This window comes from Formosa sp. A9 (genome assembly GCF_051200825.1).
GTDB lineage: Bacteria > Bacteroidota > Bacteroidia > Flavobacteriales > Flavobacteriaceae > Formosa.
Window position 1 is genome coordinate 1,445,694 of sequence record NZ_CP195158.1, and the last position, 22,187, is coordinate 1,467,880.

Sequence of the window (22,187 nt, forward strand, 5' to 3'; positions counted from 1 at the left end):
GCATTTATGCCAAAAACAAGATTTGTCTTTAACGACGAAGCCCAAAAAAACAGCTACGGATTCTTTATCCCTACAAGCGGTATTGACCTAACGAGGTTCACTAAAAACCCGATCATGCTGGATTCTCATATTAATAGCACAAGAGCGGTTATAGGTATGTGGGAAGACTTTAAGGCGGATAAGGGTATTTTATCAGGATTACCGGTATTTGATAGCGATGATGAGTCCGCAGCTGTAATTGCGGGAAAAGTAAATCGTGGTTTTATAAAGAGCTGCTCTATGGGTGTGCGTTTTAACCGCGACGATTTAAAATTTGTAGCGGGTGAATTGGTGTTAGAAAAATGCGAACTCTACGAAGTGTCTATAGTTGCGGTACCAAGTAACGCCAATGCGATTAGGCTTTATGTAGACGATAGCGATACACCATTAACCGAACAGGAAGTGCAAAACTTGTGTTTAGCGGTGCAACCGGTAACCAATCCCGAAGTTATCCCCCCAACCCTTAATAATTTAAATACAGATATGAAAATCACATTAACATCTGCTGCGGCTTTAGCATTAGGCTTTGCAGCAACACAATTAGAGCACGACGCCGACGCGGTAAGTGAATGTGTCGTGAAGCTGCAAGCTGAGAAAAACGCAGCTGAGTTAAAGTACAATGCCTTAAAGCAAGCTGAGGAAGTTAAAGCGTTAGAAGGCATTAAAACCAAAGTGCAGTTAGCCCATAAGGCAGGTAAAATTAACGCCGATAAAATCGAGGAATTTGTAAACCTAGGTATTGCTAATGAAAGCCTGTTAGATAGTACGCTTGCGGCTATTCCTGGTAAAGCAAGTTTAGCAGCACAGGTTACAGGAGGCGAATCGGGATCTGGCGAAGTTAAGACGGTAGAGGACTTTATGAAGTTAAGCCTTGAACAGCAATTAGCTTTTAAAGCAGAAAACACCGAGGCTTACAAACAATTATTCACCCCAAAACAATAAGATATGCCAGCAAATTTTCCCGAAATATGGAACGGTAGGGTTATAGATAACCTGAAAAAGGCCATTGTTGCTACATGGTTAGAAGGTATTACCGAAATACCAGTAGATGTAACCACAATAAACGGTGGTACAGTAACCGAAAAACAAAAGATCTATGTAGCGGCTACAGATTTTGATGTAGATGTTTTAATTAACAACAATACATATCCAATTGAAGTACAAGAGTACGAAGATGGTACCATTGAAATTACCTTGGATAAGTTCCAGACTAAAGCAACATCTTTAAAAGATGATGACGCAATGGGGGCTTCTTACGATAAGATTGATGCTATCACCAAATCGCATACTAGTTCTATTTTAGATGCTAAGTTTAATAAATCTTTACACTCTATCGCGCCAGCAGGAAATACAGCCGATACTCCAGTGATTCAAGCTACAGGAGGTGCGGATGATTTAGCTGATGCTGATGGTCGTTTACGTTTAGTTTACGAAGACTTAGTTGAAGCCAGACGTAGATGTCCTTGGAAAGGTGCTCGTGTAGTATTGAATAATAACCACTGGAACGATCTGTTATTAGACCGTAAGAACTTTGGAGATCAATTAGTAAACTATAAAGAGGGAACTCCAGCCCCTGTTATCGCTGGATTCCAACTTCATAAGTTTGAGGAAGGTATACATCCGTTATACGATAATACCGGTGTTAAAAAGGCTTACGGTGCTGCGGCTGTAGCAGGAGATACAGAAGCCTCTGTAATTTTTGCCCCTTCAGGAATTGCAAAGAAAACAGGTATTACAAAACAGTATTTCTCTAAGGCGGCAGACAGCCCAACCACTCAGGCTAATATGTTGAACTACCGCCATTACTTTGTTGCTACACCTTACCAAGCAAAGAAAATAGGAGCCATAATATAACCCAAATATTTGCCATTAATTAACTAAAAGGCTACTGCCATTGTAGCGGTAGCCTTTTCTTTTTAGACATGAGAGAGTTAATACTAGAACTAGCAGAAAAATTCGGACTATTTGCCCTAGGCGGTTTAATAGGTGCGATTATACACCGATTTAGAAACAAAATGACCTTAAAGAAATTTATAAGCACTTTGGTTGTTTCGTCATTTATGGGCTTGTCGGTAGGTATTCTATTGAACAATTATTTACAAGCTCCAGAGGAAGTCGTGTTTGTTGCTTGCGCTTTAGCAGGGGTATTTTCTAATGATATCCTTAACGAGTTTCAAACTATTATTAGTTATGCTAGCGATTGGGTAAAAATAAGGTTACGAGTAAATAAAACAGAAGATGAAGCTTAAATATCTAGTTATTCATTGTACAGCTACCCCAGAAGGGCGCGAAGTTACCAAAGCCGATATTGAGCAATGGCATTTAGTTGGCCGTGGTTGGTCGCGTGTAGGGTATTCCGATTTAATACAATTGGATGGTACTTTGGTAAACCTTCAGGAATTTAACCAGGACGATCAAGTAGATCCTTGGGAGCTAACTAATGGCGCTAAAGGTTATAACAGCAAAGCGCGTCATGTGGTATATGCGGGAGGTTGCGAAAACAAAGCAGGATTACCAGCAAAAGACACCAGAACGAAAGCCCAATTAAAAGCCCTTGAAACCTATGTTAAATTCATGGTTTTACGCCATCCAGATATTAAAGTAATTGGGCATAACCAAATTGCCGCAAAAGATTGTCCGAGCTTTCATGTTCCAAGCTGGTTACAACATATAGGAGTTAACGATAAAAACATTGGATTATGAACTGGAAAAACACCGCCGAAAACATATTAATCCTTTTGTTAGGAATTTTAGTAGGTGTGGTCATCGGGTACAAAGTATCTGTTACTACGGCTGAAAAAATGCTGGACAACCAGAAGGCTTTAATAGAACAGGCCATACAGAAAAACACCACGGCTATTAATAACAAGGTAACTAACGAGTTTAGCAAGATTAAAGCCAGTAAGAGCGAGCCGATCAATATTATTATTAAACCTGATAGCAATAATGCAATTGAAGCTATCGAGGTTAATCAACATTTACAGGACAGCACCCCAGTACCTGAACCAAAAAAGGGGTTTTTCCGTCGCTTGTTTGGCGGTAAAAATAAGAACCAGTAACAAAACCTAAAATTACATATCATGAGCAAAGATCAAGTATTCGAGAAACAACCGAGTTTAGAACGCTATTTTAAAACGTCAGACGGAAAAGAATTTTATAAACATCATCACGCCAAGATGCATGCAGACGGCTTGAAAGATAAAAAAATCGAAGAGGTTGTTAATCCATCGCCTAAACCAATCGAGGTATCTACTCCACAAGCTAAAACGGTAGCCAATGCCAATGCAAACGAAGAGCTTACACCAATGCAAAAAGCGCAATTACGGGTAGATGCTATTAACGCTATGCAAACTGTAGATGAAGTAGAATCTGCATTAGTGGGCGAAACTGCAAAAACGGTAAAGGCAGCAGGCGAAGAAAGAATAAAAGCTTTGCAAGCTTCTAAGGCTAATGATGCAGATAAAAAAGATGCTGCAACTGAGCCAAACCAAGACAAGGAGTAATTTAAATAACAGAATATGTTACCAGGAATAAATATAAAATTTAGCAATGGCAATATCGGTACAGTAGTACCTTCTGCCGATGGTGTTTTCGGTTTGTTGGCCTCGGCAGTCGCTGTTGCAGATACTTTTGTGCTTAACACGGCTTACGTTGTTAAGGGCATGACCGATGTCGCTAAACTGGGTATTGTACCCGATGTAAATAATTATGCCTTGCACCGTTGGTTAAGCGAGTTTTTTGCCGAAGCTGGCGAAGGTACCGAGCTTTGGTTAATGGGTTTTGCTAAAACCGATAAGGTTAGCGACTGGTTTACTCCAGACGCAGGAACAGGAAAAGCACCAGTAGAAGCGTTGTTGGATGCTGCTAACGGAAAATTAAGCGCTCTTTTCACGGCATTTTCTCCAGACGGTACGTATGCCCCAACAATAGAAGATGGTTTAGATGCAGATGTAGCAGAGGCTAGAACTAAGGCGCAAACGTTAGCAGAAAATTACACAGCTAATAAATACGCGCCATTTTTCACCATTTTAGAGGCTTATGCGTTTAATGGTACGCATACCGATTTAGCCGATTTGTCAACAGAAAGCAATAACCGTGTTGGTGTTTTTGTTGGAGCTACCGAGCCTAGAACTGGCGATGTTGCCACCTTAGGAGCATCTACAAGTTTACTTGCTGGTAGATTGGCCAGAACCCAAGTGCAAGAAAGTCCGGGCAAGGTAAAAAATGGGGCCCTAGAAACATTAACGGCTTTTATTGTAGACGATGTTGTAGAGGCTTACGATGTAGAAAGCCTTCACGATAAGGGCTATATTACTTTCAGAACTCACATTGCAAAAGCGGGTTATTATATTACAGATGGACCGTTAGCGACCGATGTTGACGATGATTACCATTATATAAGCCGTCGCAGAACCATAGATAAGGCCTTCAGGGTAGCTCACGATGTTGCCAGTTACGAAATACTTAACGATTTCGATTTAACCAACGATGGTACTATAGATCCTATTTACGCAAAAGATGTAGAAGGGCGAATAGAAAGCGAAATTTTCACCCAAATGACCGAGCGGGGCGAATTGTCCAGAGACAAATCAGACAACAACGATTTAGGCGTTCAAGCCGCTTTCGACCTTGAAGCTAATGTGTCTGCAAACAATACCATTTCAATGGTGTTAAAGGTAAGGCCAAAAGGCTATGCCCGTTGGGTAGATATATTATTAGGGTACGATGTAGAACTTAACTAAAACCAGATATGGCATTCAATTCAAGACAATACGAGTGGGCAGACCTCACTTTAATATTAGGCGGTCAGGACATCACCGGGATAAGAGCGGTGAAGTATACCGAAAAAATAGAGCGTGAGCCGTTATATGCTAAAGGACGTTATCCGCATTCCATTCAAAGCGGGAATGTTGCTTTCGATGGAGAAATAGCAATGTTGCAAAGCGATTACGAAGCTTTAGTACGTGCGGGAAATGGCAGTATTTTAAGTTTAAGTCTAGACGGCTTATTCGCTTATGGCAACCCAAGTGCGGGAGACCCAATACAAACAGATCGAGCCCTAGGTATTCGTTTTACCGAAGCCGCTAAGGAGCTAAAACAAGGCGATAAGTTTATGGAAATAACCTTACCGTTTGTATTCTTAAAACTTAAAAATCAAGCATAATGGTAGAGGTGACGCAAGAACAGATTGACGCTTGGAAAGCACAGTATGGCGATTGTATTTGGCGTATTCCTTTAGAGACAGGAGAAGTGTGTTATGTACGTTCTCCTAGAATTAAAGAGATTGAAGCAGTACAACCATTATTGCAGGCAGGCAAATTTATAACCTACAATACAACACTTTTTAAAACGTGTTTTTTAGGTGGTGACGATGTTACGGCAAACGAAACTAAGCTTACCGCAGCAGCTTCAAAAATGATGGAAACCGTAGAGACTGTTTCCGCAGGCCTGGAAAAGCTTTAGCGGGCAGTTCTTTGGAGTGGGTGCAAGATGTACCTGCTCCCGAAACTGCTCGAAAACCCAATAACGTTTCAGAAAAGGAGTGGTGTAAGCTCATGTTTGAATGGACCAGTTGGCTACGTCAAACAAATATATCATTAAGGTATTATCTAAACATAGATCCTTACACGCTTACAGAACAAGAATGGGCAATGCGTGTAGTGGAGTTACGATGGATTAGGTTAGAAGAAAACAAGCAATACCAAAAATAAGGTAAACCAGACTCCAGATAAACGCTAAGGCGAAAGCTAATATTGGCCTTTCGCTTTTTATACTAAATGCAATAACAAAAGGAAATACAGGCATAAGCAAGGTGCTAAAAAGCTTAGTAGACCAACGCTTAAAAGTTAATAACAAACCCAGAAGTATTATAATCGTTACAACCACGGTATGGCTAATTTATTAGAATATACATTAAGTTTAAAGGATCAGATGAGTGCTAATTTACAAAAAATTGGTGTGAACTCTGATGCTGCATTAAACATATTCGCAAAGTTAGAAACCCAGACCAAAGAAGTAGACCGTATTATGAAAGGTACGGGCAATTCTGTTGGAGCGTTACAAAGAAAGCTTGAACATTTAAAAAGTGAACGCGACTGGATTCCGCAGTCCAACATTCAAGGCATTCGAAAATACAATACCGAAATAAAACGCCTTACTTCAGAAATAAACAAGTTCGAGAACATTAATGGTAGTCGTACTAAACGCTGGTTTCAAGATGCGTTTAGCCAGATACCAATGTCAGGTTTGTTGACCAATCCGCTAGTAATGGGCGGCCTTGCCGTTGGTAAGTCGTTGCGTGTTGGTATAGAACAAGAAATGCAACAAACGTCTTTTGAAGTGCTTTTAGGAGGCGAAGACGCTGCCAAAGATATGATGCAGGAAATTAGTGAATACGCTAAGAAAACACCATACAAAAAACTAGGCTTGGGCGATGCTACTAAAACCATGCTGGGTTTTGGAATTGCTCAAGAAAAGATTATGCCAAGCTTAAAGGCTATTGGAGACGTTGCCATGGGCGACGCCAACAAAATGCGTTCGTTAGCTTTGGCCTATTCGCAAATGAGTAGTACGGGCAAGCTAACCGGACAGGATCTACTTCAAATGATTAATGCAGGGTTTAATCCCTTAAACGAAATTTCTAAGCAAACAGGCAAAAGTATAGGCGATCTAAAAGAGGATATGTCCAAAGGGGCTATTTCTGCCGAAATGGTAGAAAAGGCCTTCATATCTGCAACTTCTGAAGGTGGCCAGTTTAACGGTATGGCCGATAAAATGAGCCGAACATTAGGCGGTCGTTTTAGTACGCTTATGGATAGCCTAGAAGAAAAGTTCTTAGCACTTTTTGGAGTGATACAACCTGTTGCTAGTGCCTTGTTAGATTTAGGTATTAACGGTTTAGATGCAGTGGGTTCTGGCATGGCTTATTTAGTAGATCAGTTTAAAGAAGGCAATCCCATTATCCTTATGGCTACAGGTTTAATACTAAGTATGGCGACAGCTATGACGGTAATGAAAATAGCAACCATGGTGCAAACAACCTGGACAGGTTTGTTAACTCTAGCTAATAACATGCAAACGGCATCATGGTGGCAACTTAATGCCGCTATGTTGGCTAATCCTGTAACATGGATAATTGCGGGCGTGGTTGCGCTTATAGGCCTTATCGGGTATTTAATATATAAAATAGATGGTTGGGGTGAAGCTTGGAACAATACGGTTAGCGGTATTAAATCGCTTTGGGGCGCTTATATGAGTTTTGTTAAACTAGAATGGTTAAGTGGGGAACATCTTATTCTTTCGGGGATTGATGCGATAAAAGTTGCCTGGTATAAACTTAAAGGCCTTTGGGATGAAGACGGGGCGCAAGCTGGTTTAGCTCAAATACAAAGAGAAAGTAACGATCGCTTAAAAGCTATAGAAAACACTAGAAAACGCTTAATCGAGCAAGGCCAAGAGTCTGCTGGTGCTTTTGTAGCTGGTTTTAATAGTTTGTCTGTAAACGATAAATCGTTGGGCGATATTAAAAACGATGTAATGAGTCGTTTAGGTATTGCACCTCCAAAAACACCAGGGACACAAGGGCAAGTTAATACCGGTTTAAATACAAATAACACCAATACCAATAAAAAAACCAATACGGCAACCGTTACAGGTGGCACAAAACACAATTACATCACCATAAGTTTAGAAAATCTTATAGGGATATTAAACATAAAAGGCGACGATTTTAAAGACAGTGCCAAGCAAATGCAAGATCAAAGTGTAGATGCTTTGGTAAGAACTTTAGCGATGGCCACAACAGCAGGAAGTTAATGGAATTAGATAAAAGAGGCTTATTGTTTTCGAGTTTGGTAGGGGTAAAGCCTACCCAACGTTTACAAGTGGTTCAAAACGAGTTGAGCAAACACGTTTTGCCACCTATACCGTTTTTAGGCTTTACAAACCAGAGCCGAGTGGAACCATCAAATTATAATGTAGATGGAGCCTTGTGGCAAGCCGATAACCCCACAGCAGAAAGCGACCAGTTTTTCCCGTTTTACTTTGTGGGCGACGACGGAGTAAAGTATCTATTGCCTTACGAACCTATGTTAAACATTAAGGGTAAGAACACCATAGTAAGACGCCATGTAGCAAAATCTAAAACCCCAGAGGGTCAGATTTTAGGAGGTAGTATTAAAGAGCGTTGGACGCAGGGCGATTATGAAATTACTATTACAGGTGTGTTAATAGGCAGTTTGTTAACTGGCGATGTTTCCGATTGTTTTCCCATTGAAGATTTTGAACGTTTACGCGATTTTATGATTGCTCCTAGAAGTTTAAAGGTGTTTTGCGAGCCTTTGCAGCTTCTAGGCATTAACCAAATTGTTATAGAAGAATTTAGTTATCCGTTCACCAAAGGCGAAAATGTACAGGCTTACGAGATTAAGGCGTACAGCGATTTTGATTACAAATTATTACTAGACATAAGCGATTGATGATTGAATTTATTTACGACCCAATTTTAGGATTACGATGTTTCAAAATTGAAGCCCCTAAAGTGTATAACTCCAGATCAAAAAAAAGAAGACAACCGCGTGCTAAACATAGATTGGTACATAGAATTTAAGAATACCGAAGGCAGACGCTATCAGTTGGCATTATTGGCAGAATGCGAAATAATCTCTAGTGTAGATAATTTGGCAGATACCGCCACTATTGTATTGCCCGAAGCAGTTATGAACGACCCTATAAATTTTGAAAATAAAATAGGTCGTGGTACCGAGGTACTTATTAAAATGGGTTACGATAACCAGTTAGAAACTGAATTTGTCGGTTTTATTCAGGATATTACAAATAGCGATAGTTCTTTAAAAATACTGTGTGAAGATGCTTTGTTTTTGTTTCGTGTGGGTGTTCCAGACGTTGAGCTTAAACCTACAAGCGTTACAAGTATTGCACAATATGTAATAGATCATATTGATGCATCGTATAAAGTGGAATGCAATTTTGATGTGAATTACGAAAAATTCATCATACACCAGGCAACGGGTTACGATGTGCTTAAAAAGCTTCAAGACGAAACCAAAGCCAATATCTATTTTGATACGGTTAATAAGGTGTTGCACATTCACCCGCCATACATACAAAAAGGCGGTGAGGTGTTTTATACCATGCAAAAAAACATTGAAAATTCCAGTTTAGAGTATAACAATAAGTTAGATGCTAAAGTAGAAGTAATAGTAGAAAGTACCGATGTAAAAGGGAATGTTAAACAGGTTTCGGCAGGTACAACTGGAGGTGATAAAATGACCTTAAAGGTTGGTGCAATGGATGAAGCTTCTATGCAACGTGTAGCAGATGCCGAATTAATAAAACATAGCTCGGCAGGTTACGAAGGTAGTTTCGACACATGGTTGGTTCCAGTATGTAAGCCAACCTATTCCGCAAGAATAAAAGATGAAGATTATCCCGAAAAAACAGCGTGGTATTACGTGAAAAGTGTAACCACAAGTTTAAGCGCGGCGGGCGGTAAGCGCACCATAACACCAGGAATAAAATTAAGCTAATGCCAGACGTAACAGAAATAAAAAGATTATTGCGCGAAATAGTGGGGGCAAACCCCAATTTACCTATTCCGGCAAAGGTGTTAAACGTGGCTGGCGACGTGTGTACAGTTGAGCTAAAAGGCGGCTTGCAGCTAAGCGATGTAAAGCTAAAAGCAACCAGTAACGAAAACGAAAGCTTTGTCCTGGTAACACCAAAGGTCAATACTATGGTTTTGTTGTTGAGTCTTAGCGGAAAGCTGGACAATTTAACCATCATAAAAGTAGATGAAGTTGAAAAGATTGAACTCGTACAAGGCGATTTAAAAGTATTAGTTGACAGTAGCGATAATAAAATTGGAATTGAAAACGGCTCGTGTTCCATTAACGAGTTGTTTCAGGATTTAACCGACTTGTTAAAACAGTTTAAAGTGGTTACACCTTCTGGGCCGAGTACGGCGCTTACACCAGAAACATTATTGGCCGTAGAACAATTTGAAATAAAATTTAAAACACTTTTAAAATAGTGGGTAAAGATATAGGCATACAGGTTATAGATAATACAGATCAAGGCGATGTGTTGGATTTAAAGGTCCAGGTAAAACGCGATGCCGATATCAAAATAACTACTGGTTTGGTGGTAGGGCACACTTTAGAGCAAAACAAAGCCTTTTTGTTAATAGGTCAGCCCAACGATTTTAAAGAACAGCCCACTTTGGGCATTGGCTTTAACGATAATTTGTTAGACGATGAGTTGTTGGAGTACCGCCACAAGATTCGCGACCAGTTTTCGAGAGACGGCCTAAAGATTAAAAAACTAGAACTGTACAACATAAATAAGGTGCAAATAGAAGCGTATTATGAGTAAGAACATGGTTAAACCAGGGCAATCGTTTTTAGATAAAACGGTACAACTTACGGGTAGTATAGATAACGTTTTGGCTATGGCCATATTAAACAATGTAGGTATTACAGATGTGTTAACCGTTGGCGGTAGTTTAAAAGCTTCTGGGGTAACCAAGCAAACGGTAGTAAGATTTTTTAATGCTGCTGAGCCTGCTACCTTGTTTACGGGGGCTACAGGCGGAGATATAACCGATAATGACGGTATAGGATTTATGGCTATTGAAGATAATTTTATTGTAGGATGAGAAATAAACAGGACATAAAAAATACGATTACAGAAGCTTTTATAAGTAATACCTATGTTGTAGAGGCTTATGGTTTAGACGTTTCTAAAACGTTTGCCGAACAATTTTCTTTAGTGAGTCTAGAGAATATTTTGTTCGATCTGATAACGAATATTATTTATGTGTTGGAGCTGCTATTCGACCAGCACGAAAAAGAAGTAAATACCAGTTTGTTTGAACAGAAAAACGCGCGTTTACCTTGGTATAGAACAATGTCGTTAAACTTTCAGTTCGGTTTCGATTTGGTAACCGACAAAGATTATTTTGATAATACCAATGCCACAGCCGACCAAATAGAGGCTAGTAAGGTTGTAAAATATGCCGCGGTAAACGAGAGTGTAGATGTAAGCCGTGTTGTGCTGAAAATTGCAGGCGAAACCAACCAAGAACTAGCACCAATTACAGACGAACAGCGTATTGCGTTTAATGCGTATGTAGAGGAATTTAGACCCGCAGGCGTGCAAATAACCATTATAAATTATCTGCCCGATTTACTGTATTTAAACTTAAAAATATACTACGATCCGTTAGTTTTAAATGCTAATGGAATGGAAATTAAAACAGGGGAATATCCTGTGCAAAATGCCATTACAGATTATATGAAGCTCCTGCCTTTTGATGGTGAGTTTAACACCTTCGACTTTCTAAACTACATAAAAAATAACGCAGCGGGTGTAATTACGCCTGTTGCAGTAAACATAGAAACGGCATGGATAGACCCAATGTTGAACGATTATGGTAGTCCGGTGTCTGTAGATGTAAAACGTATTCCGGAAAGCGGATATTTTAAAGTGGTAAACTTCGATAATATTGCTTATGTGGGATAAACTTAGCATTCAGTTATTGGCTTACAACCTGTTACCAACCTTTTTACGGAAACCCGTTTTAGGGGCTTTGGTTGAAGCTTTGGTAGCGCCATTGCGTAAGCTGTACGACGATTGGTATGCCATGCGGCAAGAACATTTATATCAGTTAGAACATACATGGCAAGTTTGTTATATGCGTGGTGCCTTGAACGATGAGTTTGATCCATCTGATAGACGCATTTATATAGATGGTACAGGAGGTTCGGCCGCAAAAACATATATCTATACACCAGGAGAAAACCAAACAAAATATTTAGGGAAACTCTGGTTGTATCAGTCGTTAGAGTTTGCTGGTGGTGCAGATTTTTTGGTGTACGTGCCTAAGTCTATTGTAGCCAATCACGGTTACGAGGTGCGGGCAATGATAGATTTTTACAGATTGGGCGGAAAACGCTATTTAATTATAGAAACATTAGGGTAATGAATAAACAGAATTTTTTACAAACAGGAGGGTTTCCTTTAGAGACAGATACTCTAGATGCTATGCAAACCGCATACGGGTTGTTTAATGCTTTGGGTGCCATTGCTGGTGATAAGGCTATTATAAAAGGCTGCGAAGTAAATGGTAGTACCGTTGCTAACGGTGTAGTTTATTTAAATGGCGAAGTATTCGAGTTTCGTGGTGGAGCTGTTCAATCTACAGTTCGGGTAATACAGGAAGTAAGTAGCAAACAGTTTGAAAACGGGCAGGCTAAAGAAGTATTATATACGCGCTATGTAACCTTTGCTTCAGGAACTGGCGCTATAAATTGGAGCGATTTTAAACGTGCTGGTACCTTGTTGGATTTAGCGAGTCGCATCCTACCGCCAAACACCAACCCACAATTATACAGCGGTTCTGTGGCCAGCATTCCTACAGGCTGGCAACTATGCGACGGTACCAATGGCACTCCCGATTTACGTGGGCGTTTTATAGTAGGCTACCATTCAACAGACACCGATTATAATGCCATAGGTAAAACAGGCGGAGAAAAAACGCATACCCTTACGGTAAACGAAATGCCAAACCACAACCACGGCGGTTTTACAAACCATGCAGGCAGCCACACGCATACCATGACCTTTAAGACAGGTTCTAGTTCTGGTGGTGGTGGTACCGACTTACAACCAGGAACAACAGTTAACGAAACAAAAACAACCTCTAGTAGTGGTAACCACAACCATACCATTAGTGGTGAAGGTGGTGGCGCAGCTCACGAAAACCGTCCACCGTACTACACGCTAGCATATATAATTTATACAGGAAACTAACCCTTCGACTCCGCTCAGGATGATAAAAAAAATACAATTATGGCAACACCTTTAAGCACAATAAAAAACTGGTTCCGTACTGGCTTGAAGCCGACCCAAGCCCAATTTTGGGCGGTTTGGGATAGCTATCGTCATAAAGACGAACCGATACCAACAACAGATGTACAAAATTTAGACACCTATCTCAACCAAAAAGTAGATAAGGTAGAGGGTTGGGGTTTGACAGAAAACAACTATACTACAGAAGAAAAGCAGAAGTTGGAGGGGCTAAATCCCCAAGTGCAATCTGACTGGGAACAGGACGACGACCAAGCAGCGGATTTTATAAGAAATAAGCCAGAAATAAACGGAGAAGTTGAGGAAACCGACCCAACAGTACCAATGTGGGTTAAAGGTATAACTGAAGAGGATATAGATACTTGGAATGCGGCTTTGCAAGAAGGTGAGTTGCCTGGATACAATATTATAAACGATTCGTCATCAGGCGTTGAATTGTTTATAGGAACTTCAGGCTCGAATTATGGAGGTATAAAAATAGGAAGACACTTAGGTCATTCAATTACAGGGGCTTTCTTTAAAATAGAGACTGTTAGAACACATATTCTATCTAGCAATGATTTTAATGTTAATAGCGGGACTGTTTTTGTTAATAGCAATGAAACACGAATTCTAGGTGATGTAATTAGCTTAGGTAGTGATAACAGAAGAATAGGGCTAGAATCAACAAATAGTTTTAACATAGTGGAACTGGATTACTCTCAAGTAATGGCTGCTATATTGCTATATATACCAAATAGCTCTGGAACCCTAGCTACTCAAGAATGGGTTAATGCTCAAGGGTTTGGATCAGGAGAAGGATCTGGAAATGAAACCGACCCTACTGTACCAAGCTATGTAAAAGCGATTACAGAAACACAAATAAGTAATTGGGAGTCTGCTTTTGGTTGGGGTAACCATGCAAGCGAAGGGTATTTAAAAGCCAGTACGGTGCGAGCTACCATGCACGACCGCTGTTTAAACGTGTCTGTTGGGGTGGCGCACGAAGTAGATTGGTTATGGACAGAGACTATAATATTAACCCTTTCGCAAAACTTTACCATTACAGAAGATTGGAACTTGCCTACAAACACCAGTAAAGTGTTAACTATATACGCAACTGGCGATTATGGTTTAACATTACCAGTCACTTGGACAAACAACCTAACAGGATCTTACGATGGCACGGTACTTAATTTAATAACGGTAGAACGCCTGTACGACGGCACGGTATGGACAACAATAACACAAGCGGGATAACATGAAAAAGAAAGCAAATTTTTTTAATGTTTATGGGGGTAGTTATTTACTAGACAACTATTCGCCTGCAACTGCTTATTCTATAGCAAGAAGATTAAGCGCAACACACGCAAATCCTATGACAATAAGAAATGGGGTAACTAATGATACACTCTTATGTCAATGGGATAGTAATAATGAATTGGATATCCCCCACATTGAAAATTGGCTAGGATCAGATTATGCCACAGTTGATGTCATCTATGATGCAAGTGGTAATGGTAGACATTTAAACGCAGTTGGTTTTGGTGGTAATATTGCAACTGATGGTGTGGTAAATGTAACGTCTGCTGGTTATCCTTATATTGTAGAAACCGTAAACTCAGGTAATAATTTTGCAACATCAGGATTTTCAATTGCAGGCGGAGATATGAATTTATTTTTACTAGTAGTAGGTGCTAATACCATAGCAGATTCAGCAGATAATGCAATATTTGGTATAGCTCCGTTTGACGGTCAATCTGGTAGTGGAGTAAGACGTATACAATCATTAACAAACGAGAATAATACCAATCACGGTATAAGGACGTTTAATGGAGCAACAGTATTTAATACTTCTATTTATGAGGGGACTAATTATAAACTAGATACTGTATATCATATACAAGGGAATAGCGGATTTATAGGTAAGGTCAATGGAGATCTGTTAACAGAAACGAGTGATAGTATAACTTCTATAAATTTAAATACATCTAGTAGAATTCAAGTATTAAGCGTTACATCTAATAATGGTAAAGCAACTGGTAGATTTACAGAAGGAATCGTATTCCTGACTGACATAGAAGCTCAGTTATCTGATTTAGAATCGAATATAATAACTTATTACAACTTATAATGGATAAATATATAAACATAAACGAAACACCTTATACCTTGGTCTCTATACCAAAAGTAAAAGGCACAAACATAAACTATAATTCACAATCCAATTCAACACAATGGTTTGAAGATGGGTATAGACAATTTGTCGCACCAGAATACAGTACATCGACCCATAAATTGGGTGGTATAATCTATGATGAAGTTAACGATATAGGTACAAGGGAAGTTTTACCTCTTACTACCCAAGAATTAGAAGATAAGGCATTACAAGAGCAACAGCGTTTAATACAAGAGCAGGTAGACTTACAAATATTGCGTGAGCAGCGCGGTAAGGAAGAGTTCAGATTAATGACGGCGTCTTTGCGCGCCCAACTAGGCGCAGAATTAGAGCTGGCCGATTATAACGCACTAGAATTGTTGTTAGAGCCTTTAGGAGATACCATTTGCTTTGGAAAATGGACAAAATGTTACATGATGTTGGTAGAGTTGGGAACAGAAAACGTAGGAACGGATTTGTACAACCAATTAGAAGCAAAATTACGAGCAGGTATTATAGATCTATACGATGAACACGATTATCCATTTGAAATTTAAAAAACATGAAAGAATTCTTTACCAATATAGGAAATCTCCTTTTAGGAGTCATTTTAATAGCTGTTAGTTTGGTGCTTTTTGCAGTAGTAACGCCGCTAGCTTTTATTTGGAAAGTAGTAGTAAGCATTACTAACGAAAAGCGTAAGGCACGAGATATTTTGGCAGGAACTTCCAGTTTCTTTATAGAGATAGCAGCCAGTTACGACCAGTTAGGTAACGCCGTGTTTGGTGGTTTCTTTAACTGGTTGTTTTTGCGAGACACGGACATCCGCTACGCGTTTGGAGATAAAGACGATACCATTAGCGAAGTACTAGGCTGGAACGTAGAGCTTGACAGCTTAAATAAATACGGTAAATTTTTAGTGAAGTTATTAGATAAACTAGACGAAAACCATTGTTATAACGCGATGTACAACGCTGTAATAGCAGCCAGAACCAAAGTGCATCAATACGAGAATATTAATATTTTAAAACCCCAAATCCTATGAAAAGACTATTAGTAGTTATGGCATTATTGGTAAGTGTAGCCAGTTTTGCCCAAAAAACAACATTACACAAAAAAGTGGCGACAGTCTCGCATATCATTGGCGACCGCGCTATTATAAGCGTTGATAAGAACAGCAGTTATAATGTTCCTGCAAGCAATCTAGAAGCAGGCAGCGAGTATGTGTTCTATCTTGCTATTCTGGATAATTCTGAAAGGCCGAAAGCAGAGGTAAAAGGCGCGGCAAAAACCAAAGGCCAAGCCCAACGCGACATGGACAGAACGAGGAAAGCCCTCGATGAAAACTACACGATAATCGACTAATCACCGATTGTCGGGGGATAAATAAGAGTCCCCCAGCTTTAAAAACTTCTCACGGTATTTTAAACACGAGCCCAAAGGCTACTGGGGGACAATATGTCTTTCCAGAGTCTTTGGGCTTTGTTGTGTTTTACCGTGAGAGGGGCAAATATAGAGTTTATCAATCATCAAATCAATCAAAAAATGAACAAGTATCACAAAACGTTGAGTAACATTCTTACACGAGGTAAGACTCAGCAGAACAACAAAGGAAAAATTACGTATTTATTAAACCAGAAGCTCCATTTAAAGCCGTCGGATCTGTTAGCAATTTTTGAAGGGCACGGTATCGCGAGAATAAAGCTTAAAAAGGAATTGGAGCTGTTCCAGAAGGGCGAACGGTCTACTGAAGCTTATCGCGAGGCTGGTATAACGTGGTGGGATTACTGTGGCCCTATACTCGTAAATAGTTACCCTACTTATTTTGAGAAGTTACCAGCGTTAATAAAAAGGATTAATAAGGAGAAGCGCAACAGTAAAAATTATGTGTTGTTTTTGGGTGCGACAGATGCTGAAAGCAACCAGCAGCCGTGTTTGAGCTTAATACAATTTCAGGTGGATAATGGTAAGTTGGTAGTAAGTGCCTACCAAAGATCTAGTGATGCTAACTTAGGTTTGCCAGCGGATATTTATCACTTGTATCTGATAAGTCAGAAGATAGATTTACCGTTAAAATCAATAACTTTAAACCTCGGTAATGTGCATATATATGAAAACAATTTAAAGGCAACTAAGCAACTACTGAAAGGTAAATCGGTTAGGTTTGATCTGAATGTTTAGTGTATTCTAATGCCGCTTTAATAGTTCTCTTTTTGTAGTGATTAATAGTATGGTCTAAGACTTCTAATTGTTCTTTCGTAGTTTTGTTATCTAAAACAGCTTTAAGCGCTTTTTTGCCTAAGTTTTGTTTAATTTCAAACGTGATAAGGTCATCAATAATTTTATCTTTAGCTATAAAAGGAGAATTATCGTAGCTGTGTTTAAAGTTCTCATAGCATGATATGGCTTCGGCTTTTAAAGTTTTTTTGAATAAGTTTAAGTCTACCATGAGGTTATTAAATAGAGTTTAAATACACTTTAAATACGATTGAAATATAATTAGTAGATTTGATTGTAAAAGTAATTATTTAAAGTTTAATTCCAGAAATAGCGTGCATTTGGTTTTAAAAACGTGTGCATTTCGATTTTTCGATTATATCATTTAAAGTTAAACAACTTTAAACCTAGCGCTCTTAACCATTTGTATATCTAATATTTATTACAACATAATTATGAAAATAAACCCAGCTAAACTCAATACATTTTTAATGTTTAAATTACCATCGGCATATTTATGTGGGGTACGTACACGATCTATAGACCAAAACCGATGTGTAGTTACAGTTAAACATAGATGGATTAACCAAAATCCTTTTCGTTCTATGTTTTGGGCAGTACAGGGCATGGCTGCAGAATTATCTACAGGTGCATTGGTAATGAGTAAAATAAAGCAAAGTGGTAAAAATATATCTATGTTGGTTTTAAGTAACCAAGCTAGTTTTACTAAAAAGGCAACAGGTAAAATAACATTTGTTTGCGAAGACGGGAACCAATTAAACCAAGCCATAGCCAAAACCGTTACTTCTGGTGAAGGGCAAACGGTTTGGATGCAAGCTGTTGGTACCAATGCGGATGGAGTAGTGGTATCAACCTTTAAATTTGAGTGGACTTTAAAATTAAAATCTTAGTTGGTGTAACAAATATGGGGCGACGTTTACTGATATATTGAACACTTTAAAAATTTTTATTATGAAAGCACACGAAATAGATTATACCATATATGGAGAAGAAATGCAATATGTAGAGATCGAGCTCGATCAAAATGAAGGTGTTGTTGCAGAGGCAGGAAGTTTTATGATGATGGATGAAGCCATACAAATGCAGACCTTATTTGGAGACGGTTCTAAACAAAATGAAGGTTTTTTAGATTCTATTCTAGGGGCTGGAAAACGAATTCTTACAGGAGAACGTTTGTTTATGACTGCTTTTTATAATACGCATCCAGAAAGACGTTCGGTATCTTTTGCATCGCCATACCCAGGGAAAATTTTAGCAGTAGATTTAGCTAAGTTTGGAGGTAAAGTTATCTGCCAAAAAGATGCATTTTTATGTGCTGCCAAAGGTGTGAGTATAGGTATTGAATTTTCTAAACGTCTAGGTCGTGGGCTATTTGGCGGCGAAGGTTTTATCATGCAAAAATTGGAAGGCGATGGTTTAGCCTTTGTGCATGCAGGTGGTACTTTAGCGACCAAAGAGTTAAAAGCTGGCGAAAAACTGCGTGTAGATACGGGCTGTATAGTTGGATTTACTAAAGATGTAGATTACGATATAGAATTTATTGGAGGTATAAGAAACACGGTATTTGGCGGCGAAGGTTTGTTTTTTGCTACTTTAACAGGTCCAGGAATGGTATATATCCAATCTTTGCCATTTAGCAGGTTGGCAGGCCGTGTATTATCGGCTCTACCACGAGGAAACAATAAAAAAGGAGAGGGAAGTATACTTGGCGGATTAGGCGATTTGTTAGATGGCGATAATCGGTTTTAACAGGTTTTTTTTAGTTTTAAGATAATATTTAGATTTTTTTTTCTATTTTTAGTCAGCATTAAAAAGAATTGTCTATACATACATCTACTTAAATTCAGTATTAACTAAACCTAAATATAAACCTATGGCTAGAGCAATGTACGAGTATACGAAAACGATACTTAGTAAAGTTAGTTTCGATACGACGTTGTTTTGTAAAGAAGTGCAAAAGGCACTTCAGAGATTGTTACCTTACGAAATTGAAGAACTTAAGGTGTTTATAGAATCTTTAGTTCAACAGAACCCCGATTTAGATCAATGTTTAATTTATTTAAAAGCATAACAAAAAGCAACCGAAATGGTTGCTTTTTTTATAGTGCATAATTGCTGATAAAAAAAGCGGTTTAAATAGTTGTTTCTATTTAAACCGCTTATAATAAAGTTAGTTTAGTTTTTCGTAAATATTACTTTACAAGTAGTTTTGCAGATTTTTGACCTTCTGCCGATTTTACAGTAGCAAACCATAATCCAGACTTGAATTCAAAATCTAAATCTTTACTAGTGTTAATAGTTTTAATCAATGCTCCAGTAACGCTAAAGATATTTACTTCTGTATTCGATTTTACGTTAGAAAGCACAATTCTGTTCCCCACAGCTTTAATATCAGAACCACTTTTAATAGAAAAGTCTTCTAGGCTTAAAGATGTATTTAAAGGGTTGTTAATGTCTCCTCTGTATACTCTGTAGTATCTAATTTTACTAGTGTCGTCGTACAAACGGTATTCGCCGTCTGCAGGTGCTTGAAATTGTAAAAAGAATGCCACGGTTTTGTCATCTTCGTTGCTTACAGGAATATCGTAATCCCATGTTGCTAAAATGTTAGGCTCCTCGGCAGCGTCGGCCATTTTATACGTTGCTTTGGTAGATCCTCCAGTGGAATTAGACGTTACTACAAAAGAAAACGATTCTCCTGCTTTCATTTGTACTGCTAAATATCTTGTTTTGGCTTCTCCTAAACCATTAGCGTATAAGCAACCATATAGTTCTCCTGTAGGCGCTATAGAATAGGCTGGTGCAGGCGATAAATTATCATCATATCTAGTAATGCTTTCATTGTTGGTTCTAAGGCGGTCGCTACCTTTTGTAACATAGCTAACTGTTTCGTCTGCTGTAAAATTACTTACAGATAAGTTTGCTGAGCCAGCAGGAGTGCCTGCAGGATAAAAATTAGTGTTAATGTTGTCTACCGTTAACTTATTGGTGTAACCCAATCGCGATAGGTCGGCAGCACCAAAATCCCAAACGTCACTTTGAGCGTAAGTGGTAGCGCCAGCTGCGCATAAAATTACAGATAAACCGATTTTGAGTAATTGTTTTTTCATGTGATATAGTTTTAGTTTGTTAAAAAATGATTTGTGTTTGTAATCGATTACACAAATCTAAAAATAAATTTATGATTATCATAGAAAAAAGACAATTTTATATCGGTATACTTAAAATTACAGTTAAAAAAATAAGATTTAGTTAATTTTGAAAATATTTTTTGATGGCTTAAACTTGTTTTTTTTGTAGTAACGGACTTATAATTTTTACATTCTGGAAGGTAATGGCACCGCGAATAATACTAGAAATTACTTGTTGAAGGGCATCTATAATTTGCATTTTTAACTCGCTTTTATGATAAATTAAACTGACTTCGCGAGCCGGGCTAGGTTCTTTAAAGTATTTTAGGTTGGATTTTAAATTTTCGTTAATATCTAATGTATGTAGGTAAGGCAGTAGGGTCATGCCTAGCCCTTCGTTAGATAATTTAATTAAAGTTTCTATACTACCGCTTTCTAATTGAAAAGTATCTTCTTCATGTTTTTTAAACGACTTGCAAATGTTTAATATACCGTCCCTAAAACAATGTCCGTCCTCTAGAAGTAACATATCATCTACATCTAAATCGCTAGGTTCTATGTTATGTTGTTTAAATAATCTGTGGTTGTTGGGCACATAACCAACAAAAGGTTCGTAATACAGTACGCGTTCTTTAATGTTTTCAATTTCTAGAGGTGTCGCTGCTATGGCGGCATCTAAATGTCCTTCGTTTAAGCGCTGTACAATATCTTCTGTGGTAAGTTCTTCAATTTTTAACTTGACCTTGGGATGTTTTTTTATAAACGTATTTAAAAACATGGGCAGCAGAGTTGGCATAACGGTAGATATAATTCCTAATTTGAATTCTCCTCCTATAAACCCTTTTTGTTGATCTACGATGTCTTGAATACGGTACGATTCGTTTACAATATTTTTAGCCTGGTGTACAATTTTGCGTCCTACTTCTGTTAATTCTATGGGTTTTTTGCCGCGATCGAAAATTAAAACATCCAATTCGTCTTCTAGTTTTTGAATTTGCATGCTTAAAGTGGGTTGTGTTACAAAGCATTTTTCGGCAGCTTTTGTGAAATTTTGGTTCTCGGCAACAGCCAATACATAATATAATTGTGTAATTGTCATTCGTATAAATTTAGACTATAAAATTATAAAATCAATCAATAAAACCTATTGTTAATTCTGTTAATTATAGACTAAATTTGTGTAAACATTAAAAAATAAGATGATTATGACACTTAATATTTTAGGTTTAGATTCTAAAAAAACCAAAGATTTAGCTAAAGATTTAAATAGTTTATTGGCTAACTTTCAAACATATTATCAGAACTTACGCGGTATACATTGGAACATTAAAGGCAAGCGTTTTTTCGATTTGCACGTAAAATTTGAAGAGCTTTATACCGATGCTAATGTTAAAGTAGATGAAATTGCAGAGCGTATTTTAACGCTAGGCGAAACGCCTTTGCATACTTTTGAAGATTATGCCAAACACTCTAAAGTTCCGGTAGGTAAAAACATTTCGGAAGATGAAAAAGCAGTGAGGTTAATTGTTGATTCGTTAACTGAATTACTTAAAATTGAGCGTGATCTTTTAGAAAAATCTGATGATGCCGCAGATGAAGGTACAAATTCTATGATGAGCGATTTTATTACCGAGCAAGAAAAAACCATCTGGATGATGAAAGCTTGGTTGGGAGAAACCGTTTAAAATAAACTGCTAAATAAAGTAAAGAGGCTTTCTAAAAAGTTAATTTATCGTCAATCTGAATTTATTTCA

General features: G+C 38.2%; 32 protein-coding genes. 29 read left to right on the forward strand and 3 right to left on the reverse strand.

Features of this window, described 5'->3' with window-relative positions:
* Positions 1 to 6 precede the first annotated feature (6 nt).
* The 25 genes from ACR9EA_RS06465 to ACR9EA_RS06585 all read left to right on the forward strand — a co-directional run bounded on the left by ACR9EA_RS06465 (position 7) and on the right by ACR9EA_RS06585 (position 17,245).
* Positions 7 to 981: an HK97 family phage prohead protease gene (locus ACR9EA_RS06465; protein ID WP_435138896.1), complete on the forward strand. Its 975-nt coding sequence runs from the start codon at positions 7 to 9 to the stop codon at positions 979 to 981.
* Positions 982 to 984: 3 nt separating this feature from the next.
* Positions 985 to 1,893 carry a hypothetical protein gene (locus ACR9EA_RS06470; RefSeq protein WP_435138898.1) on the forward strand — a complete coding sequence of 303 codons (909 nt, stop codon included), beginning with the start codon at positions 985 to 987 and terminating at the stop codon, positions 1,891 to 1,893.
* Between the two features lie 68 nt (positions 1,894 to 1,961).
* Entirely contained in the window at positions 1,962 to 2,288 is a 327-nt protein-coding gene (locus ACR9EA_RS06475) for a phage holin family protein (RefSeq protein WP_435138900.1), read from the forward strand.
* A complete protein-coding gene (locus ACR9EA_RS06480; RefSeq protein ID WP_435138902.1) occupies positions 2,278 to 2,742 on the forward strand; it encodes an N-acetylmuramoyl-L-alanine amidase in 465 nt (154 codons plus the stop codon). The genes ACR9EA_RS06475 and ACR9EA_RS06480 overlap by 11 nt, the downstream gene beginning before the upstream one ends.
* Entirely contained in the window at positions 2,739 to 3,098 is a 360-nt protein-coding gene (locus ACR9EA_RS06485; protein WP_435138904.1) for a hypothetical protein, read from the forward strand. Before ACR9EA_RS06480 ends, ACR9EA_RS06485 begins: the two co-directional genes overlap by 4 nt.
* Positions 3,099 to 3,119: 21 nt before the next feature.
* Entirely contained in the window at positions 3,120 to 3,542 is a 423-nt protein-coding gene (locus ACR9EA_RS06490) for a hypothetical protein (protein ID WP_435138906.1), read from the forward strand.
* A 15-nt stretch (positions 3,543 to 3,557) separates the two neighbouring features.
* On the forward strand, positions 3,558 to 4,781 hold the full coding sequence (locus ACR9EA_RS06495) for a DUF2586 family protein (protein WP_435138908.1): 1,224 nt from the start codon (positions 3,558 to 3,560) through the stop codon (positions 4,779 to 4,781).
* Between the two features lie 8 nt (positions 4,782 to 4,789).
* Positions 4,790 to 5,203 carry a hypothetical protein gene (locus tag ACR9EA_RS06500; RefSeq protein ID WP_435138910.1) on the forward strand — a complete coding sequence of 138 codons (414 nt, stop codon included), beginning with the start codon at positions 4,790 to 4,792 and terminating at the stop codon, positions 5,201 to 5,203.
* Entirely contained in the window at positions 5,203 to 5,502 is a 300-nt protein-coding gene (locus ACR9EA_RS06505; protein WP_435138912.1) for a hypothetical protein, read from the forward strand. Before ACR9EA_RS06500 ends, ACR9EA_RS06505 begins: the two co-directional genes overlap by 1 nt.
* Positions 5,503 to 5,513: 11 nt before the next feature.
* A complete protein-coding gene (locus ACR9EA_RS06510) occupies positions 5,514 to 5,750 on the forward strand; it encodes a hypothetical protein (protein WP_435138914.1) in 237 nt (78 codons plus the stop codon).
* Between the two features lie 178 nt (positions 5,751 to 5,928).
* Positions 5,929 to 7,854 carry a tape measure protein gene (locus ACR9EA_RS06515; protein WP_435138916.1) on the forward strand — a complete coding sequence of 642 codons (1,926 nt, stop codon included), beginning with the start codon at positions 5,929 to 5,931 and terminating at the stop codon, positions 7,852 to 7,854.
* Entirely contained in the window at positions 7,854 to 8,516 is a 663-nt protein-coding gene (locus tag ACR9EA_RS06520) for a DUF6046 domain-containing protein (protein ID WP_435138918.1), read from the forward strand. Before ACR9EA_RS06515 ends, ACR9EA_RS06520 begins: the two co-directional genes overlap by 1 nt.
* Positions 8,517 to 8,564: 48 nt before the next feature.
* Positions 8,565 to 9,587, forward strand: a complete 1,023-nt coding sequence (locus ACR9EA_RS06525; RefSeq protein WP_435138920.1) for a hypothetical protein — start codon at positions 8,565 to 8,567, stop codon at positions 9,585 to 9,587.
* Complete coding sequence (locus tag ACR9EA_RS06530) at positions 9,587 to 10,090, forward strand: hypothetical protein (RefSeq protein WP_435138922.1); 504 nt, start codon at positions 9,587 to 9,589, stop codon at positions 10,088 to 10,090. The genes ACR9EA_RS06525 and ACR9EA_RS06530 overlap by 1 nt, the downstream gene beginning before the upstream one ends.
* Positions 10,090 to 10,431, forward strand: coding sequence for a hypothetical protein (locus ACR9EA_RS06535; protein WP_435138924.1), 342 nt, complete (start codon positions 10,090 to 10,092; stop codon positions 10,429 to 10,431). Before ACR9EA_RS06530 ends, ACR9EA_RS06535 begins: the two co-directional genes overlap by 1 nt.
* Positions 10,424 to 10,714: a hypothetical protein gene (locus ACR9EA_RS06540; protein ID WP_435138926.1), complete on the forward strand. Its 291-nt coding sequence runs from the start codon at positions 10,424 to 10,426 to the stop codon at positions 10,712 to 10,714. Before ACR9EA_RS06535 ends, ACR9EA_RS06540 begins: the two co-directional genes overlap by 8 nt.
* Positions 10,711 to 11,580, forward strand: coding sequence for a nucleotidyltransferase (locus ACR9EA_RS06545; protein WP_435138928.1), 870 nt, complete (start codon positions 10,711 to 10,713; stop codon positions 11,578 to 11,580). Before ACR9EA_RS06540 ends, ACR9EA_RS06545 begins: the two co-directional genes overlap by 4 nt.
* Positions 11,570 to 12,040, forward strand: coding sequence for a hypothetical protein (locus tag ACR9EA_RS06550; protein WP_435138930.1), 471 nt, complete (start codon positions 11,570 to 11,572; stop codon positions 12,038 to 12,040). Before ACR9EA_RS06545 ends, ACR9EA_RS06550 begins: the two co-directional genes overlap by 11 nt.
* Positions 12,040 to 12,870: a phage baseplate protein gene (locus tag ACR9EA_RS06555; RefSeq protein ID WP_435138932.1), complete on the forward strand. Its 831-nt coding sequence runs from the start codon at positions 12,040 to 12,042 to the stop codon at positions 12,868 to 12,870. Before ACR9EA_RS06550 ends, ACR9EA_RS06555 begins: the two co-directional genes overlap by 1 nt.
* 39 nt (positions 12,871 to 12,909) lie before the next feature.
* Positions 12,910 to 14,166: a hypothetical protein gene (locus ACR9EA_RS06560; RefSeq protein ID WP_435135694.1), complete on the forward strand. Its 1,257-nt coding sequence runs from the start codon at positions 12,910 to 12,912 to the stop codon at positions 14,164 to 14,166.
* Between the two features lies 1 nt (position 14,167).
* Positions 14,168 to 15,040 carry a hypothetical protein gene (locus ACR9EA_RS06565; protein WP_435138933.1) on the forward strand — a complete coding sequence of 291 codons (873 nt, stop codon included), beginning with the start codon at positions 14,168 to 14,170 and terminating at the stop codon, positions 15,038 to 15,040.
* The gene (locus ACR9EA_RS06570) at positions 15,040 to 15,621 is read left to right on the forward strand and encodes a hypothetical protein (protein WP_435135691.1); all 582 of its coding nucleotides are present in this window, start codon (positions 15,040 to 15,042) and stop codon (positions 15,619 to 15,621) included. The genes ACR9EA_RS06565 and ACR9EA_RS06570 overlap by 1 nt, the downstream gene beginning before the upstream one ends.
* A 5-nt stretch (positions 15,622 to 15,626) precedes the next feature.
* Positions 15,627 to 16,109, forward strand: a complete 483-nt coding sequence (locus ACR9EA_RS06575; RefSeq protein ID WP_435135689.1) for a hypothetical protein — start codon at positions 15,627 to 15,629, stop codon at positions 16,107 to 16,109.
* Positions 16,106 to 16,429 (forward strand): hypothetical protein, encoded by a 324-nt coding sequence (locus ACR9EA_RS06580; RefSeq protein WP_435135687.1) that lies wholly within the window; start codon positions 16,106 to 16,108, stop codon positions 16,427 to 16,429. Before ACR9EA_RS06575 ends, ACR9EA_RS06580 begins: the two co-directional genes overlap by 4 nt.
* Positions 16,430 to 16,609: 180 nt before the next feature.
* Positions 16,610 to 17,245: a thymidylate synthase gene (locus tag ACR9EA_RS06585; protein ID WP_435138935.1), complete on the forward strand. Its 636-nt coding sequence runs from the start codon at positions 16,610 to 16,612 to the stop codon at positions 17,243 to 17,245.
* Here the strand turns inward: ACR9EA_RS06585 and ACR9EA_RS06590 are convergent.
* Complete coding sequence (locus tag ACR9EA_RS06590; RefSeq protein ID WP_435138937.1) at positions 17,223 to 17,513, reverse strand: hypothetical protein; 291 nt, start codon at positions 17,511 to 17,513, stop codon at positions 17,223 to 17,225. The genes ACR9EA_RS06585 and ACR9EA_RS06590 overlap by 23 nt on opposite strands.
* A 223-nt stretch (positions 17,514 to 17,736) precedes the next feature.
* Here ACR9EA_RS06590 and ACR9EA_RS06595 point away from each other — a divergent pair, with 223 nt between their 5' ends.
* The 3 genes from ACR9EA_RS06595 to ACR9EA_RS06605 all read left to right on the forward strand — a co-directional run bounded on the left by ACR9EA_RS06595 (position 17,737) and on the right by ACR9EA_RS06605 (position 19,373).
* A complete protein-coding gene (locus ACR9EA_RS06595) occupies positions 17,737 to 18,192 on the forward strand; it encodes a DUF4442 domain-containing protein (protein WP_435138939.1) in 456 nt (151 codons plus the stop codon).
* Positions 18,193 to 18,253: 61 nt separating this feature from the next.
* A complete protein-coding gene (locus ACR9EA_RS06600) occupies positions 18,254 to 19,051 on the forward strand; it encodes a TIGR00266 family protein (protein WP_435138941.1) in 798 nt (265 codons plus the stop codon).
* A gap of 124 nt (positions 19,052 to 19,175) precedes the next feature.
* Positions 19,176 to 19,373, forward strand: a complete 198-nt coding sequence (locus tag ACR9EA_RS06605) for a hypothetical protein (RefSeq protein WP_435138943.1) — start codon at positions 19,176 to 19,178, stop codon at positions 19,371 to 19,373.
* 121 nt (positions 19,374 to 19,494) lie between these two features.
* Here the strand turns inward: ACR9EA_RS06605 and ACR9EA_RS06610 are convergent, their stop codons facing one another.
* Together ACR9EA_RS06610 and ACR9EA_RS06615 are read right to left on the reverse strand one after the other, a co-directional pair.
* On the reverse strand, positions 19,495 to 20,412 hold the full coding sequence (locus ACR9EA_RS06610; RefSeq protein ID WP_435138945.1) for a T9SS type A sorting domain-containing protein: 918 nt from the start codon (positions 20,410 to 20,412) through the stop codon (positions 19,495 to 19,497).
* A gap of 169 nt (positions 20,413 to 20,581) precedes the next feature.
* Entirely contained in the window at positions 20,582 to 21,532 is a 951-nt protein-coding gene (locus tag ACR9EA_RS06615; protein WP_435138947.1) for a LysR family transcriptional regulator, read from the reverse strand.
* Between the two features lie 106 nt (positions 21,533 to 21,638).
* On the opposite strand from ACR9EA_RS06615, the gene ACR9EA_RS06620 reads away from it, so the two are divergent.
* Positions 21,639 to 22,118, forward strand: coding sequence for a Dps family protein (locus ACR9EA_RS06620; RefSeq protein WP_435138949.1), 480 nt, complete (start codon positions 21,639 to 21,641; stop codon positions 22,116 to 22,118).
* Positions 22,119 to 22,187 lie beyond the last annotated feature (69 nt).

Coding starts and splice junctions, on each gene's coding strand:
- ACR9EA_RS06465 (WP_435138896.1), top strand. CDS start 7: ATGCCAAAAACAAGATTTGTCTTTAACGACGAAGCCCAAAAAAACAGC.
- ACR9EA_RS06470 (WP_435138898.1), top strand. CDS start 985: ATGCCAGCAAATTTTCCCGAAATATGGAACGGTAGGGTTATAGATAAC.
- ACR9EA_RS06475 (WP_435138900.1), top strand. CDS start 1,962: ATGAGAGAGTTAATACTAGAACTAGCAGAAAAATTCGGACTATTTGCC.
- ACR9EA_RS06480 (WP_435138902.1), top strand. CDS start 2,278: ATGAAGCTTAAATATCTAGTTATTCATTGTACAGCTACCCCAGAAGGG.
- ACR9EA_RS06485 (WP_435138904.1), top strand. CDS start 2,739: ATGAACTGGAAAAACACCGCCGAAAACATATTAATCCTTTTGTTAGGA.
- ACR9EA_RS06490 (WP_435138906.1), top strand. CDS start 3,120: ATGAGCAAAGATCAAGTATTCGAGAAACAACCGAGTTTAGAACGCTAT.
- ACR9EA_RS06495 (WP_435138908.1), top strand. CDS start 3,558: ATGTTACCAGGAATAAATATAAAATTTAGCAATGGCAATATCGGTACA.
- ACR9EA_RS06500 (WP_435138910.1), top strand. CDS start 4,790: ATGGCATTCAATTCAAGACAATACGAGTGGGCAGACCTCACTTTAATA.
- ACR9EA_RS06505 (WP_435138912.1), top strand. CDS start 5,203: ATGGTAGAGGTGACGCAAGAACAGATTGACGCTTGGAAAGCACAGTAT.
- ACR9EA_RS06515 (WP_435138916.1), top strand. CDS start 5,929: ATGGCTAATTTATTAGAATATACATTAAGTTTAAAGGATCAGATGAGT.
- ACR9EA_RS06520 (WP_435138918.1), top strand. CDS start 7,854: ATGGAATTAGATAAAAGAGGCTTATTGTTTTCGAGTTTGGTAGGGGTA.
- ACR9EA_RS06530 (WP_435138922.1), top strand. CDS start 9,587: ATGCCAGACGTAACAGAAATAAAAAGATTATTGCGCGAAATAGTGGGG.
- ACR9EA_RS06540 (WP_435138926.1), top strand. CDS start 10,424: ATGAGTAAGAACATGGTTAAACCAGGGCAATCGTTTTTAGATAAAACG.
- ACR9EA_RS06545 (WP_435138928.1), top strand. CDS start 10,711: ATGAGAAATAAACAGGACATAAAAAATACGATTACAGAAGCTTTTATA.
- ACR9EA_RS06550 (WP_435138930.1), top strand. CDS start 11,570: ATGTGGGATAAACTTAGCATTCAGTTATTGGCTTACAACCTGTTACCA.
- ACR9EA_RS06555 (WP_435138932.1), top strand. CDS start 12,040: ATGAATAAACAGAATTTTTTACAAACAGGAGGGTTTCCTTTAGAGACA.
- ACR9EA_RS06560 (WP_435135694.1), top strand. CDS start 12,910: ATGGCAACACCTTTAAGCACAATAAAAAACTGGTTCCGTACTGGCTTG.
- ACR9EA_RS06565 (WP_435138933.1), top strand. CDS start 14,168: ATGAAAAAGAAAGCAAATTTTTTTAATGTTTATGGGGGTAGTTATTTA.
- ACR9EA_RS06570 (WP_435135691.1), top strand. CDS start 15,040: ATGGATAAATATATAAACATAAACGAAACACCTTATACCTTGGTCTCT.
- ACR9EA_RS06575 (WP_435135689.1), top strand. CDS start 15,627: ATGAAAGAATTCTTTACCAATATAGGAAATCTCCTTTTAGGAGTCATT.
- ACR9EA_RS06580 (WP_435135687.1), top strand. CDS start 16,106: ATGAAAAGACTATTAGTAGTTATGGCATTATTGGTAAGTGTAGCCAGT.
- ACR9EA_RS06585 (WP_435138935.1), top strand. CDS start 16,610: ATGAACAAGTATCACAAAACGTTGAGTAACATTCTTACACGAGGTAAG.
- ACR9EA_RS06590 (WP_435138937.1), bottom strand. CDS start 17,513: ATGGTAGACTTAAACTTATTCAAAAAAACTTTAAAAGCCGAAGCCATA.
- ACR9EA_RS06595 (WP_435138939.1), top strand. CDS start 17,737: ATGAAAATAAACCCAGCTAAACTCAATACATTTTTAATGTTTAAATTA.
- ACR9EA_RS06600 (WP_435138941.1), top strand. CDS start 18,254: ATGAAAGCACACGAAATAGATTATACCATATATGGAGAAGAAATGCAA.
- ACR9EA_RS06605 (WP_435138943.1), top strand. CDS start 19,176: ATGGCTAGAGCAATGTACGAGTATACGAAAACGATACTTAGTAAAGTT.
- ACR9EA_RS06610 (WP_435138945.1), bottom strand. CDS start 20,412: ATGAAAAAACAATTACTCAAAATCGGTTTATCTGTAATTTTATGCGCA.
- ACR9EA_RS06615 (WP_435138947.1), bottom strand. CDS start 21,532: ATGACAATTACACAATTATATTATGTATTGGCTGTTGCCGAGAACCAA.
- ACR9EA_RS06620 (WP_435138949.1), top strand. CDS start 21,639: ATGACACTTAATATTTTAGGTTTAGATTCTAAAAAAACCAAAGATTTA.